The organism is Streptomyces sp. NBC_00322, from assembly GCF_036147535.1.
GTDB lineage: Bacteria > Actinomycetota > Actinomycetes > Streptomycetales > Streptomycetaceae > Streptomyces.
This window is the reverse complement of record NZ_CP108019.1, coordinates 5,468,700-5,483,229: the sequence shown is the minus strand read 5'-3', so window position 1 is coordinate 5,483,229 and position 14,530 is coordinate 5,468,700. Positions and strand designations below refer to the sequence as shown.

The window sequence follows — 14,530 nt, the reverse complement described above, 5'->3', positions numbered from 1 at the left end:
GCACAGCCGCCGCGCCGCGCGGGCCCGGGCCGTCCGAGCCGCCCGTCGCACCAGCCGCCGCAGCCGCGCCGGTCGGCGCACCCGCCCGGGCGCCCAGGCTGCCCATGTCGACCGGCCCCGCGGCCGCACCTTCCTGGGGTTTCCGCTCCGCGTTCGCGTCGTTCGTCATCGCGTTCAGCCCGCGGCAGCGAACGCCGCGTCCATCTTCTTTGCCGCGTCGTCCGACGCCCGCGCCACGTCCTTCTTGCCGCTCACGATCTCCTGGAACATCGTCGGCAGCACCAGCGACGCGTCGATCTGACCCCAGCCCGATGACGCCGGCACGAACTTCGTGCCCGCACCCAGCGTCCGTACGAACGGCTCGACGAAGGGCTCCTTCGTCGCCACCTCCCCGCGGACGTCCGTGTACGTCGGCAGGAAGCCCATCGCCTCGAACAGCTCGCGCTGCGTCTCCTTGCCCGCGAACTGCTTCATCAGGTCCACCGCCAGCGTGCGGTGCGAACTGCTCTTCAGGACGCCGATGTTGTTGCCGCCCGCGAACGCCGGCGCGATCGAGCCCGCCTGCCTGCCCGGCAGCGGCACGACCGCGTACTTGCCCTTCACCGCTCCCGCCTCCACTGCCTGGTGGCTGAAGTCGCCCCCGATCGCCATCGCCGCCTTGCCGGACGCGAACGCCGTCACCGTCGCGTTGCCGCCCATCGAGGCGCACTTCGCGGCCGGGCAGTTGTCGTCGCCGAAGAGCGAGGTGTACGCCGTGATGCCCTTCCGCGCGGCCGGGCTGTTGATCGCCGCCTTGTACGCACTGCCGCTCTCCTCGGCGAGCTCGCCGCCCTGCGCCCAGATGAACGGCATCGCCCCGTACGTGTACGCGCCGCCGACCGCGAGCCCGTACAGCTCCGGCTTCGCCTTGTGGATCTTCCTGGCGGTGGCGATCAGCTCGTCCTGGGTCTTGGGGGCCGCGATCCCCAACTCCTTGAAGACATCGGTGCGGTAGTACAGCGCCCGTACGCCGACGAACAGCGGCGCGCCGTAGATCTTGCCGCCGACCGTGACCGAGGTCCGCGCCGTCGGGTCGGTGTCCTTCGCCTCGGCCCACGCGGCGAACTCCGCGCTGACGTCGGCGAGTCCGCCGTCCTTCACGTATCCCGCCGTGTCCGTGTTGCCGTACTCGATCAGGTCCGGCGCGCTCTTCGGGTCGTTGAACGCGGCCTTGACGCGCTGGGCCCGCGTCTCGACCGGTATGTACTCGACCTCGACCTTCGCGTCCTTGTGCGCCGCGCGAAAAGCGGCGACGGCGTCGGCGACGACCTTCTCCTTGGGCTTGTTGTTGACCTCCTGGAAGAGCCAGACGCGCAGGGTGCCGCTCTTGTCGTCCTTGTGGGCGCTGTTGTCGGAGGTCTGGGGTGCGCAGGCGGTGCCGGTGAGACCTGCGAGCACAAGTGCCACGGTCGGGGCGGTGATTCGGGCGATCAGCTTCATGCGTGGTCCCCTACGAGTAGTCGTTGCACAGAATGCAACGCGCGTTTCGTGCTGCACAACACGCAGGAGGCTAAAGCCACGGCCAACAACCGGACAAGAGGTCTCGACCACTCTGTGACCGGCAGACGCACCCCGTGCAACGGGGAAGAAACGCGAACGGCCCCCGGGACGCGCGCGCATGCGCGTCCCGGGGGCCGTCCCCTGCGGCAGGGCTGCCGCCGTCAGACCTGTCGGACTACTTCTTGTCCTTGCCGCCCTTGTCCTTGTCCTTGTCCTTGTCGCCACCAGGACCCATGGACTCGTAGATCTCCTTGCACATCGGGCAGACCGGGTACTTCTTGGGGTCGCGCCCCGGCACCCAGACCTTCCCGCACAGTGCCACCACGGGAGTGCCCTCGAGGGCACTCGCCATGATCTTGTCCTTCTGGACGTAATGGGCGAAGCGCTCGTGGTCGCCGTCGCCGTGCGACACCTGCGGCGTCGGCTCTACGAGGGTCCCCGTGCCTGTCCCGCGCTCGGGCTCAAGAGTGCTCATAACCGCCAAGGGTACTGAACGCCGCAGCGCTCAGTTCAGCGACGGGTCGTCCGGATAGGTGGCGAACATCGCGAGTTCGCTGCGCTGCCTGCGCAGGACCGCCCGCCACAGGCTCTCCGGCCTGGGCGAGGACACGTCGCCCGGCTCCGATTCGACGACGTACCAGGCGCCGTCGTTCAGTTCCTCCTCCAGCTGGCCGGGGCCCCATCCGGCGTACCCCGCGAAGATCCGCAGGGATCCGAGCGCCGCGCCGAGCAGCTCCGGCGGCGCCTCGAGATCGACCAGGCCGATCGCGCCGTACACCCGCCGCCAGCCGAGCGGGCCCTCGTCGCCCGGTATCACGGCGACACCGAGAGCCGAGTCGAGGGAGACCGGGCCGCCCTGGAAAACCACCCCAGGCTCACCGGCGAGCGCGGCCCATCCCTCCAGGATGTCGCCGACCACGACAGGGGTCGGCCGGTTGAGAACCACGCCGAGCGAGCCCTCGTCGTCGTGGTCGAGCAGCAGGACCACCGCCCTGTCGAAGTTGGGATCGGCGAGGACGGGAGTGGCGACGAGCAGCCGCCCTGTGAGCGAGGACACCTCGGTCATGCGAGACATGATCCCGCATCTTCGCCCTCCGCGGGGAGCGGGCGGCACAGTGTGAGCCAGCGCAGCTCAGGGCGCGACACGGGCTCCGGCCGCCCATAGCCCGAGCGGTGACGCTGCGCGAGGTGGGGTGAACCGAGCGTGTTGTGCCCAATTCATTACGCTCGCGGAGCGTCCTTGGCCTTACGGGAGGGGGGTGGACGCCCCTTACCCTTTTCACTTGGCCCCTGTCCGACCACTCCGGAACGCGAGATTCATGACCGGCACCGACGATGTACTGCTTGTCCACGGTGGAACCCCGCTGGAGGGTGAGATCCGCGTCCGCGGCGCGAAGAACCTCGTGCCCAAGGCTATGGTCGCCGCCCTGCTCGGCAGCGAGCCGAGCCGACTGCGCAATGTGCCCGACATCCGCGACGTGCGCGTCGTGCGCGGACTGCTGCAGCTGCACGGTGTGACGGTGCGCCCCGGCGACGAGCCGGGTGAGCTGGTGCTCGACCCCTCGCACGTCGAGAGCGCGAACGTCGCCGACATCGATGCCCACGCGGGCTCTTCGCGTATCCCGATCCTCTTCTGCGGTCCGCTGCTGCACCGGCTCGGGCATGCGTTCATTCCGGGCCTGGGCGGCTGTGACATCGGCGGCCGGCCCATCGACTTCCACTTCGAGGTGCTGCGCCAGTTCGGCGCGACGATCGAGAAGCGGGCGGACGGACAGTACCTGGAGGCCCCCCAGCGGCTGCGCGGCACCAAGATCCGGCTGCCGTACCCCTCGGTCGGCTCGACCGAGCAGGTGCTGCTGACGGCCGTGCTGGCCGAGGGCGTCACGGAGCTGTCGAACGCGGCCGTCGAACCCGAGATCGAGGACCTCATCTGCGTACTGCAGAAGATGGGCGCGATCATCTCGATGGACACCGACCGGACGATCCGGATCACCGGTGTCGACAAGCTCGGCGGCTACACCCACCGGGCGATCCCGGACCGCCTGGAGGCGGCCTCCTGGGCGTCGGCGGCGCTGGCGACCGAGGGCAACATCTATGTGCGCGGGGCGCAGCAGCGCTCGATGATGACGTTCCTGAACACCTACCGGAAGGTGGGTGGCGCGTTCGAGATCGACGACGAGGGCATCCGGTTCTGGCACCCGGGCGGCGCGCTGAAGGCCATCGCCCTGGAGACGGACGTGCACCCCGGTTTCCAGACCGACTGGCAGCAGCCGCTGGTGGTGGCCCTGACGCAGGCGGCCGGCCTGTCCATCGTCCACGAGACGGTGTACGAGTCGAGGCTCGGCTTCACCTCCGCGCTCAACCAGATGGGTGCGCACATCCAGCTGTACCGCGAGTGCCTGGGCGGCTCGGACTGCCGCTTCGGCCAGCGCAACTTCCTGCACTCGGCGGTCGTGTCGGGCCCGACGAAGCTCCAGGGCGCGGATCTGGTCATCCCGGACCTGCGGGGCGGCTTCTCGTACCTGATCGCGGCGCTGGCGGCGCAGGGGACGTCGCGGGTGCACGGGATCGACCTGATCAACCGTGGCTACGAGAACTTCATGGCGAAGCTCGAGAAGCTCGGCGCGAAGGTGGAACTTCCGGGCGGCAAACTCGTCTGAGGCGGGGGGCGGGCGCCTGCGGCGGGCGTGTCCCCCACCCCGCCCTCCCCGCACGGTCTGGCGGCCGTGGGAGGTACCCCCATCCCGGAACTGGGGGCTCCGCCCCCGGGCCCCCGAATGCGACCTCCGGCCGCATGTCCTCAAACGCCGGAAGGGCTGAACATGCGGCCGAGCCGCACATCCAGCCCCGTGGGGGTCCCCCCGGACGAGGTCTGGGGGAGATTGAGGCGCCCGGCCCGGGGCAGCGCCCGGCTTTGGCCGGAGGGCCCCGTACAGGCCCCTCAAGGCCCCTCAAGGCCCCTCAAGGCCCCTCAAGGCCCCTGCACAGCAAAAGGGCGGCCACCCCCCAGCCGGGGGTGGCCGCCTTTGTTGTTGCCTTGGGGCTTACTTGCCCTTGGCGGCTTCCTTGAGCTTGGAGCCCGCGGAGACCTTCACGCTGTAACCGGCCGGGATCTGGATCGGGTCGCCGGTCTGCGGGTTACGAGCGGTCCGAGCGGCACGGTGGGTGCGCTCGAAGGTCAGGAAGCCGGGGATGGTGACCTTCTCGTCGCCCTTGGCGACGACCTCGCCGACCGTCTCGGCGAGAGCGGCCAGCACGGCGTCGGCGTCCTTGCGGGTCACCTCGGCGCGGTCGGCCAGCGCGGCCACCAGCTCACTGCGGTTCATGTTGTTACTCCCGTGTTCTTCTTGCCTGTGAGGCGTGAGATCGAAGCCGATGCTGCCAGGGCCCTCGGACAGTCCCCGGACCCGGGTCTGCTGTCAGACCCTCGCGCCCGATTACGCATCCTGCCCCCACCAGCGGCGGGAAAGCCAATCCGGCACCCTCCGGAGTCACACGAAAAGCGCCACTGCCTCGTCGTGGTGACGTTCCGTCGACTCGGTGGAGACTCGTTGTGGAGACTCCGCGGAGCCTCGGGGCTCATGGTCCGCCACCCTAGAGCGGCAATCACGGCCCCGCGACTCGCGACGCGCCGTGTGTCAGCCCGACGTGGGGCCTGTCACAGAGGCGCCGACCGCCTTGGCGGCGTTGCGGACGGCGCCCGCAACCGCTCCGGCGACCTTCTCGTTGAAGACCGACGGAATGATGTAGTTCGGGTTGAGCTCGTCCTCGGTGACCGTCTCCGCGAGGGCGGCAGCCGCCGCGAGCATCATCTCCGTGTTGACGGTACGCGACTGGGCGTCGAGCAGGCCGCGGAAGACGCCCGGGAAGACGAGCACGTTGTTGATCTGGTTCGGGAAGTCGGAGCGGCCGGTGGCGACAACTGCGGCCGTCTGCCGTGCGATTGCCGGGTCGACTTCGGGGTCCGGGTTCGCGAGCGCGAACACGATCGCGCCGTCGGCCATCGCCCCGACGTCCTGCGCGCCCAGTACGTTCGGGGCGGAGACGCCGATGAAGACGTCCGCGCCCACGACCGCTTCCCTGAGGGTGCCGGTGACGCCCTCAGGGTTGGTGTTGTCGGCGATCCAGCGCAGCGGGGAGTCGGGGGCCGCGTCCACCAGATCCTCGCGGCCGGCGTGCACCACGCCCTGGATGTCGGCGACGACGGCGTGCTTGACACCCGCCGCGATCAGCAGTTTCAGGATGGCCGTACCGGCCGCGCCCGCTCCGGACATGACGACCCGTACGTCCCCGACGGCCTTGCCGACCACGCGCAGCGCGTTGGTCAGCGCGGCGAGGACGACGATCGCGGTGCCGTGCTGGTCGTCGTGGAAGACCGGGATGTCGAGGGCCTCGCGCAGCCGCGCCTCGATCTCGAAGCAGCGGGGCGCGGAGATGTCTTCGAGGTTGATACCGGCGAACCCGGGGGCGATCGCCTTGACGATCGCGACGATTTCGTCGGTGTCCTGGGTGTCCAGGCACAGCGGCCAGGCGTCGATGCCCGCGAAGCGCTTGAACAGGGCCGCCTTGCCCTCCATGACCGGGAGCGCGGCCATGGGACCGATGTTGCCGAGGCCGAGGACGGCGGAGCCGTCGGTGACCACGGCGACGGAGTTGCGCTTGATGGTGAGGCGGCGGGCGTCCTCGGGGTTCTCGGCGATCGCCATGCAGACCCGCGCCACACCCGGCGTGTAGATCATCGAGAGATCGTCACGGTTGCGGATGGGGTGCTTGGACTGCATCTCGATCTTGCCGCCGAGGTGCATCAGGAACGTACGGTCGGAGACCTTGCCGAGCACGACGCCCTCGATGTTGCGCAGTTCTTCGACGATCTCGTCGGCGTGCGCGGTGGAGGTCGCCGCGATCGTGACGTCGATCCGCAGCTTCTCGTGGCCGGAGGCGGTCACGTCCAGGCCGGTCACTGAGCCGCCGGAGGACTCCACGGCCGTGGTCAGCTGGGAGACCGCGGTTCCGCTCGCGGGCACCTCCAGCCGGACCGTCATCGAGTACGAGACGCTGGGCGCCGTTGCCATGACCGGGTTCCTCTGCTTTCCCTAGCTTCATTGCCATGCGGCCGCGGCTGCTGCCCGGCGACGCTTTCCCGATGGTCGCACCTACCTGCGGGTAGCAGGTAATAGTGGTCATTTAGTTTTCGGAAACAGGTTTCCACCATACGAGATATGACAGTCTGTGCGGAAGCCCGGGCGGAACCTGAGCCTCAATGAAACAGGTCCGCGTCACCCAAGGGTGACGCGGACCTGTCTCTCGTACGAAGAAGTGGCACCGACCCGCCATGCTCGCCTCGCGGCAAGTGGTCGCTCTGAGCGACGAAGGTTGGGCCCGGGGGCTTGGATCGAGCCGGTGCCAGCACCCAGGCTAACAAACGACCCCAGAACCTGATTCCCGCATCGCAGGTTGACTCTCCATCAGGCGCACGCGGGACTCCGATTCAGTCCCGCAGCAGGTCCGGAACACCGTCCGCGTCCGGCTCGTCGCGCCGGCCGGAGACCACCGTCAGCTGCTGGGTCGCCCGGGTCAGCGCCACGTACAGCACGCGCAGCCCGGCCGGGGACTCGTCCGCGATCTCCGCCGGGGAGACGACCACCGTCGCGTCGTACTCGAGGCCCTTCGCCTCCAGGGAGCCGAGCGCGACCACCCGTTCGCCGAGCCCGGCGAGCCAACGCGCCGCCTGCTCGCGCCGGTTCATCGCGACCACAACGCCCACCGTGCCGTCGACCTGGTCGAGCAGGCGCTGCGCCTCGGCCCGTACGGCCTTGGCCAGATCCCCGTCCGGTACCACGGCGAAACGCGGCCGCACGCCCGTGGAGCGGACCGCGGACGGAGACTGCATGCCGGGCATCGCCAGCGCCAGCACCTTGGCCGCCAGCTCGGCGATCTCGGCCGGGTTGCGGTAGTTGACGGTGAGCTGGAAGCGGCGGCGCGGGCGGGTGCCGAGCGCCTCGTCGCGGGCCTCGGCCGCCTCGTCCGGGGACGACCACGAGGACTGCGCCGGGTCGCCGACGACCGTCCAGGTGGCGTGCCGGCCGCGGCGGCCGACCATGCGCCACTGCATCGGGGTCAGGTCCTGCGCCTCGTCGACGATGACATGCGCGTACTCGGTACGTTCCTGCGCCAGGCGCTCGGCACGTTCGCGCTGCGACTCCTCGCGCTGCGGCATCAGCTCCTCCAGACCGGTGAGCTGGTCCAGCGGATCGAGCTCGCGCTTGCGCTTGGGGCGGGCCGGGGTGCCGAGCAGCGTCTGCAGCTCGTCCAGCAGCGCCACGTCGTGCACGGAGAGAGCGTCGCGCCTGAGCGAGCGGGCGAGGCGGCGCACCTCTGCCGGGTTGAGGATCCGGCGCGCCCAGCGGCCCAGCCGTCTCTCGTCGGCCATGGCGGTGAGCACGCCGCGCGGGGTGAGCTCGGGCCACCAGGCGTCCAGGAAGCTGATGAACGCGTCCTCGGAGGCGACGTCCTCGTCGAAGGAGGAGCGCAGCTCGGCGGCGAGCTCGGGGTCGCCAAGAGAAGAAGACGCAGCCCGCGTCCCGTTGCCGGACTTGGCGTACAGGGCGTCCAGCAGCAGCCTGCGGGCGCGCGGGCGCAGCAGATTCACCGGCGCGGTGCCGCCCAGGACGTTGTGGCGGATGCGCTGGAGCTCGTCGGCCTCCAGCTCCAGCCGCCGCCCGAAGGCGACCACACGCAGCCGTGTGGGCGTCCCAGCGGGCCTCTGCGTCCCCCTCTCGGGCTCCTCCCCGAAGGCGAGCTGCGCCGAGGGCGCGGGCGGCGGCATCTCCAGCGCGCCCCGCGCGGCCTTGCGCAGCACCTTCAGCATCCGCGAGGAGCCCTTGACGCGGGCCACAGCCGGGTCGTCGTACGCCGTCGCCTCCGCGCCGTCGACCAGATTGCCGACCGCGCGGATCGCGACCTGCCCCTCCTCGCCCAGCGAGGGCAGCACGCCCTCGGTGTACGCGACGAGCAGCGGGGTCGGCGAGACGATCAGAATGCCGCCCGCGTAGCGCCTGCGGTCCTGGTAGAGCAGATACGCCGCCCGGTGCAGGGCCACCGCGGTCTTCCCGGTGCCCGGCCCGCCCTCCACATACGTGACGGACGCGGCGGGGGCCCGGATCACCATGTCCTGCTCCGCCTGGATGGAGGCGACGATGTCGCGCATGGTGTGGCTGCGGGCCTGTCCCAGCGCCGCCATCAGCGCACCGTCGCCGACGACCGGGAGCTCGGCACCGTCCAGCGTGGCGCTGAGCTCCGGGCGCATCAGGTCGTCCTCGACGCCGAGGACCCTGCGGCCCTTGGAGCGGATGACCCTGCGGCGTACCACCCGGCCCGGATCGACCGGTGTCGAGCGGTAGAACGGGGCGGCGGCCGGGGCGCGCCAGTCGATGACCAGCGGCGCGTAGTCGGAGTCGAGAACCCCGATACGGCCGATGTGCAGGGTCTCCCCGATGTCGGCCGTGTTGTCCCCGCCTACGGCGTCGTCGGCGGGCTCGATCGAGGTGTACGCCCCGTCCGGGCCCTTCTGGCCGTCCTTGCCGCGCAGCAGATCGATACGGCCGAAGAGGAAGTCCTCGAACTCGTTGTTCAGCCTGTTGAGGTGAATACCGGCCCGGAAGACCTGGGCGTCCCGCTCTGCGAGCGCGCCCGGCGTGCCGACGTGGCCGCGCTGCGCGGCGTCGTGCATCAGGAACTCCGCCTCGTGGATCTTCTCCTCGAGGCGGCGGTAGACCCGATCCAGATGTTCCTGTTCGACGCCGATCTCACGGTCTCGCACCGTATCGACGGCGGACTCGACCATGGAATCAACAGCGGCATCCTGCGCGGCCACCGAGGCCCCCTTCTGACGTGCACTGGGCAGCCGTCAACCGTACGCGAAGGGGGCGAATCTGTCAGGCGTCAACTTTCAGGCGTCAACCTCCACGAGCCGCTTTCCGTCGAAGGTACGTACCTCGAAGTGATCGATCTCGTTCCGGTCCATCGCCGCTCCGCCATGGACGTAGAGCGGGTTCTTTGCCGTCTTGACCGGGCTGTCGGCAATGCCGTAACCCCACTTCGGGACGGCCCAGGAGGTCACGACCTCTTCCTCGCCGGTCTTGGAGACGGCGATCAGACTGCACTTGAGCGGGCCCTTGACGTTCTTCAGTTCGAGAACGGTGTGGGTGCCCCAGGCCTTCTTCTCCAGGCCGACGGTCGCGCTGACCTTGGTCGTCGCGTCGGTGGCCTTGACCTTCTCTTCCATGTGGTTGAAGAAGGCGTCCTCGGCGGGACTGGTGGGGTGCGGATCGCTGGTCGCCTGGTTCGTGCCGGTGTCGTCGGCCGTGACCACGACCGCGACGGCGGGACCGCCGATGATCAGGGCCGCGGCGGCCGCGACGAGATACATCCCGCGCCTGCGCTTGGCCGCCCGCTTGGCGGCGACCTCGTCGAGCAGACCGCCGAGCAGCTGCGGGCTGGGGGCGGTGGGCACCACGGGGACCGATCGCGGCGGCGGGAAGTCCGACCAGCCCGGTTCGGACTGCCTGCCGCGCATGTTCAGCACATTCGACTGCTGCGGTGGTGCCGGGGCCTCCGCCAGCATGGCCAGCATCGGCTCCATGCCGGAGAACTCTTCGAGGTGGGCGGCGCAGATGTCACAACCTGCCAGGTGCATCTCGAAGGCGGAGGCGTCCGCGTCGTCGAGAATGCCGAGCACATACGCGCCGACGGCGTCGTGAACGGATTCCTGCTCGTACATGGTCATGCCGTGACCCCCCTCTCCTCCAGAGCGAGCTTCATGGAACGGAGTGCGTAGAACACCCGCGAACGCACCGTCCCACTGGGTATGCCGAGCGTCTCGGCCGCCTCATTGACCGTCCGCCCCTTGAAATACGTCTCGACAAGAACTTCCCTGTGGGCGGGCGTCAAATCATCGAGTGCATCTGAGAGCGTCATCAGCCACAACGCCTTGTCGATCTCGTCCTCCGCGGGCATGACCTCCAGCGGCGACGGATCGACCTCCTGCGGCCGGGCCTGCCGGCTGCGGTGACCGTCGATGACGATGCGGCGTGCGACCGTCACCAGCCAGGGTCGGACAGAGCCGGTCGCTCGGTTGAGCTGACCGGCGTTCTTCCAGGCACGGATGAGCGTCTCCTGCACCACATCCTCGGCTCGCTGGCGATCGCCGGCGACGAGACGGAGTACATAGGCGAGCAGAGGTCCCGCATGTTCGCGATACAGCGCACGCATCAGCTCCTCATCAGGTGCTGAGGAGTCGTTGCGTGGCTTCTCGCTGCGATGCCGGGCCCTCTGCGGACGGTCATCGGCCACGGCGGCATCCTTGCGCACCTGAACCTCCCGGTCGAGACCCTGTTTTTTCGGCTGACTGCTTCTCCCCCTTCTCTACGGGGACCACAGGCGCATCACTCAACGTCCGCCGAAAAACTTTCAAGATCTTTTACAGGTGAGCCGCAGCTGTGCGCCGCCGGTGCCTGGCGACGCGTTCGCGGTTCCCGCACACCTCGCTGGAGCACCAGCGGCGCCGCCGCCCGCGGGACGTGTCCAGGTATACGCGGCGGCAGCTGTCGCCCTCGCACTGCCGCAGCCGGACCCTGGCCACCGGGTCGGTCAGCAGGTCCACGGCGTCGCGGGCAATCGCTGCCAGCAGCGCCCCGCACTCGGGTGCGGCGCTCAGCGCCCGTACCAGGGAGCCGTCCCCGCCGGGTACGGCTCTGATGGCGGGCGGCGCTCCCGCCGCGAGGGAGTTGACGCGCTCCAGCGCGGACTCGACGCGCCGGCCGTCGATCTGTGCCCGTACCAACTGGCCCACGCAGTCCCGCAGTTCGACGAAGCGCGCCACCCACCCGATGTCGAAGGCCGGGAGCGCCGTCCCCGCGGGCACCAGGCCCGCCCCCACCAGCCAGCGGCCGAGCCGGCCGGCCTGGGCCAGCGCCTCGCGCCCTTCGGCGGCCGATTCCGCGGTCGCCATCAGATCCAGGCAGATCCGCCCGGAGTCGAACCTCCAGTCGTAGGAGGCTGCACCCGTCGCGCCTGCCGTCATGCGCCTGTCACCGCCTAGGGGTCACTGCCGGGTCTCCCCTCCAGAGTGCCCGTCCGAACGTGCGGCCGGAACCCCTTCTCCTAAGGGGTCTAGGCCGTTTCTGACACATAGCGCCGTCCGCCCGCAGGGCGGGGTGCGCGGCGTCCGGTGCGTGCAATCGCAAGGCGGAGGACCATCCTCGTACTGGACGTACTTGGATGACTCCGACAACGCAGCGAGTGTGCGTGCCGGGCGTCGCGCGCCAGGCGAGATTTGTCAGACACGGCTTAGGGGGTGTCTTTCGGATCTTGCCGGGCTCGCGTGCCCTGGCACGCACACTGATCCGGCCTGATCCAAAAGACACCCCCTAAGCCGCACCCCCACGCATCAGTCGCGCGCGACGTCCGGTGCGACGTCCTCGTAGCGCTCGGCGGGCGCGGAGCTGCGGGCGCTCGGCGCGGCAGCGGGCTTGCCGCAGAAAGCCGCGTCCAGCGTCCTGGCCATCACGCCGAGCACATCGCTGTTGTTGGAGGTGTTGGCGAGCGCGGTGATGCTGCGGCTGCCGTCCTTGGAGGTGAAGGAGTACGTGTAGTAGCCCTGGACGGTGCCGGTGTGCCCGTACACGGAGACACCGCAGGACAGATCGCGGCGGCGCAGACCGAGGCCGTAGCCCTGCGTGCTGTTGACCGGCACCCACTGCTGCATCTGCGTCAGCAGAGTGGCCGGGAGCAGCCTGCCCTTCAGCAGCGCGGAGAAGAAGGTGTCCAGGTCACGGGTGCTGGAGATCATCGCGCCCGCGCTCTGGGCCCAGGAGACGGTCTGCCGCGTGGAGTCGACGAGCGGTGCGCCCGCCTCGTCGGGCCGGAGATAGCCCTTGGCGTAGCGGCCCGGGAGGGCGGTGTCGGGGTGCACGTAGAAGGTGTCGCGCAGCTTCAGCGGCTCGATGATGCGATTGCGGTATTCGGTGCGCACCGAGTGTCCGGTGAGCTTCTCGATGAGCTGTCCGACGACGACGAAGTTGGTGTTGGAGTAGTCGTAGGCGGTGCCCGGCCGGCCCGTCAGGGGCTTGGCGAGGGAGAGGTCAACCAGCTCCTGGAGCGTGAAGACCTTGTTGCGTACGGACTCGAAGCCCGGGACCGTCTTGTCGAACATGTCGTTGGTGTAGTCGTACAAACCGCTGCGGTGGCTGAGCAGATGACGCACCGTGATCCGGTTGTCCGGGAGCAGGCCCGGCAGATAGGTGTTGACCGAGGTGTCGAGGTCGAGCCTTCCCTCGCCGACGAGTTGCAGCAGGACCACCGAGGAGAAGCTCTTGGTGACGCTGCCCACGCGGAAGCGGTCCTGGGTGCTGATGGCCCGTCCGGTGGCCCGGTCCGCGACACCCTCGCTCGCCCTGTACACCGTGCCGTTGTCGTCGATCCTCGCCATCGCTCCGGGAGCGCCCTTGGCCAGCGCGTCGCGCAACACCGCCCTCAGGCCCGCGAGATCGGGAGCCGGGTCGGTGGTCGCCGCTAATTGCGCCGCGGAGGGCGGCTGCGCGGACGCGGCCTGCGCGGGGACTGCCAGCAGAGACAGTAGGACGGCTCCGACAGCCGTACCCCTGCCCACCATGCCTGAGACCATCTGGTTGTTCTCCATTCCGGTGCGAGCCGCGCCGCGGATGCGGACGCCGGCACGGTCTGTACGCACCGGACCCCCCGTCAGGTTGCATCGACCGGGCCTACGTCGAGGCCATGAAGAACACGCCGCCCACCGCCGCGCGCGTCAGGCGTCCGCGTACTTGGTGTCGGCGGCCGGGTCCAGGGCCAGCCGGTAACCCCGCTTGACGACGGTCTGGATGATCTTGGGCGCACCGAGCGCCGTACGCAGCCGGGCCATGGCCGTCTCGACGGCGTGCTCGTCCCGCCCGGCGCCCGGCAGGACGCCCAGCAGGTCGGAGCGGGAGACGACCCAGCCGGGGCGCCGGGACAGGGCGCGCAGCAGGGCCATCCCGGCGGGCGGCACGGGCCGCAGGTCCTCGTCGACCAGGACGGCATGGCCGCGGATCTCGACGCGGCGGCCCGCGACCGGGAGCGTACGGGCCCGGGCGGGCAGCTCCAGGCCTATCAGCTGCACCAGCGGGCCGAGCCGGAAGCGCTCCGGCTGCACCGTGGAGACGCCGTGGGCCTGCAGCGGCAGCGCGGTGACCGGCCCCACGCAGGCGGCCAGCACATCGTGGTCCAGGGCGTGCAGCAGCTCGGGGAGCAGTCCGCGGGTCTCGGCGCGGGAGAGCAGCGAGGCGGCGGCGGGGGCGCTGGTGAAGGCGAGGGCGTCCAGGGCGCGTGCGACGGTCGCGTCCAGGAGCCGGTCGACGGGCCCGAGGTCCTCCGGGGCCATCCACCGGTAGACGGGCACGACGACGACATCGGCGCCCGCGGCCCGTAGCGACTCGACGAATCCGGGCAGCGGCTCGCCGTGCAGCTGGAGCGCGATCCGGCGGCCCGCGACACCCTCGGCGAGCAGCCGGTCGAGGACCTCGGCCATGGACTCGGAGGCCGGGGACCACTCCTCGGTGAGCCCGGCGGCACGGATCGCGCCCTTGACCTTCGGCCCGCGGGCCAGCAGCTCGACACCGCGCAGCCGTTCCAGGAGCTTTTCGCCGTGTCCCCAGCCGTCGGCGGCCTCCACCCAGCCACGGAATCCGATGGCGGTGGTGGCGACGACCACATCGGGTGCGTGGTCGATCAGTTCCTGGGTGGCTGCGAGGAGTTCGGCGTCGTCGGCGAGCGGGACGATGCGCAGGGCGGGGGCGTGCAGGACGCTTGCCCCGCGGCGGCGAAGGAGCGCACCGAGTTCGTCCGCGCGCCGTGCGGCGGTGACGCCGACGGTGAAGCCGGCGAGCGGCCCGTGCTGATGGTCTTGCATATGGCGTCCCCAGACGTGGTTCCCCAG

General features: G+C 70.0%; 12 protein-coding genes. 1 reads left to right on the top strand and 11 read right to left on the bottom strand.

Translation table 11 applies throughout. The features are described from left to right. Positions 1 to 174: 174 nt before the first annotated feature. The 3 genes from OG905_RS25065 to OG905_RS25055 form a co-directional block, all read right to left on the bottom strand. Positions 175 to 1,479, bottom strand: a complete 1,305-nt coding sequence (locus OG905_RS25065) for an extracellular solute-binding protein (protein ID WP_328677401.1) — start codon at positions 1,477 to 1,479, stop codon at positions 175 to 177. 235 nt (positions 1,480 to 1,714) lie between these two features. Continuing rightward, positions 1,715 to 2,014 carry a DUF3039 domain-containing protein gene (locus OG905_RS25060; RefSeq protein WP_328677400.1) on the bottom strand — a complete coding sequence of 100 codons (300 nt, stop codon included), beginning with the start codon at positions 2,012 to 2,014 and terminating at the stop codon, positions 1,715 to 1,717. Between the two features lie 30 nt (positions 2,015 to 2,044). Beyond that, a complete protein-coding gene (locus tag OG905_RS25055) occupies positions 2,045 to 2,605 on the bottom strand; it encodes a YqgE/AlgH family protein (RefSeq protein WP_328677398.1) in 561 nt (186 codons plus the stop codon). A 253-nt stretch (positions 2,606 to 2,858) separates the two neighbouring features. On the opposite strand from OG905_RS25055, the gene murA reads away from it, so the two are divergent. After that, on the top strand, positions 2,859 to 4,199 hold the full coding sequence (gene murA / locus OG905_RS25050; RefSeq protein ID WP_328677396.1) for a UDP-N-acetylglucosamine 1-carboxyvinyltransferase: 1,341 nt from the start codon (positions 2,859 to 2,861) through the stop codon (positions 4,197 to 4,199). A gap of 384 nt (positions 4,200 to 4,583) precedes the next feature. Here murA and OG905_RS25045 read toward each other — a convergent pair whose 3' ends face one another. The 8 genes from OG905_RS25045 to OG905_RS25010 all read right to left on the bottom strand — a co-directional run bounded on the left by OG905_RS25045 (position 4,584) and on the right by OG905_RS25010 (position 14,503). Beyond that, complete coding sequence (locus tag OG905_RS25045) at positions 4,584 to 4,865, bottom strand: HU family DNA-binding protein (protein WP_004571953.1); 282 nt, start codon at positions 4,863 to 4,865, stop codon at positions 4,584 to 4,586. Positions 4,866 to 5,177: 312 nt separating this feature from the next. Then, complete coding sequence (locus OG905_RS25040; RefSeq protein WP_328677333.1) at positions 5,178 to 6,611, bottom strand: NAD-dependent malic enzyme; 1,434 nt, start codon at positions 6,609 to 6,611, stop codon at positions 5,178 to 5,180. A gap of 416 nt (positions 6,612 to 7,027) precedes the next feature. Then, positions 7,028 to 9,382 (bottom strand): HelD family protein, encoded by a 2,355-nt coding sequence (locus tag OG905_RS25035; RefSeq protein ID WP_328682586.1) that lies wholly within the window; start codon positions 9,380 to 9,382, stop codon positions 7,028 to 7,030. A gap of 105 nt (positions 9,383 to 9,487) precedes the next feature. Beyond that, positions 9,488 to 10,324 (bottom strand): anti-sigma factor family protein, encoded by an 837-nt coding sequence (locus tag OG905_RS25030; protein ID WP_328677331.1) that lies wholly within the window; start codon positions 10,322 to 10,324, stop codon positions 9,488 to 9,490. Continuing rightward, positions 10,321 to 10,908, bottom strand: a complete 588-nt coding sequence (locus OG905_RS25025) for a sigma-70 family RNA polymerase sigma factor (protein WP_142217417.1) — start codon at positions 10,906 to 10,908, stop codon at positions 10,321 to 10,323. The genes OG905_RS25030 and OG905_RS25025 overlap by 4 nt, the downstream gene beginning before the upstream one ends. Before the next feature lie 109 nt (positions 10,909 to 11,017). Then, entirely contained in the window at positions 11,018 to 11,620 is a 603-nt protein-coding gene (locus OG905_RS25020) for a CGNR zinc finger domain-containing protein (RefSeq protein WP_328677329.1), read from the bottom strand. Between the two features lie 366 nt (positions 11,621 to 11,986). Beyond that, positions 11,987 to 13,222, bottom strand: a complete 1,236-nt coding sequence (locus tag OG905_RS25015; RefSeq protein ID WP_328682585.1) for a serine hydrolase domain-containing protein — start codon at positions 13,220 to 13,222, stop codon at positions 11,987 to 11,989. 141 nt (positions 13,223 to 13,363) lie between these two features. Then, positions 13,364 to 14,503: a uroporphyrinogen-III synthase gene (locus OG905_RS25010; RefSeq protein WP_328677328.1), complete on the bottom strand. Its 1,140-nt coding sequence runs from the start codon at positions 14,501 to 14,503 to the stop codon at positions 13,364 to 13,366. Positions 14,504 to 14,530: the final 27 nt, after the last annotated feature.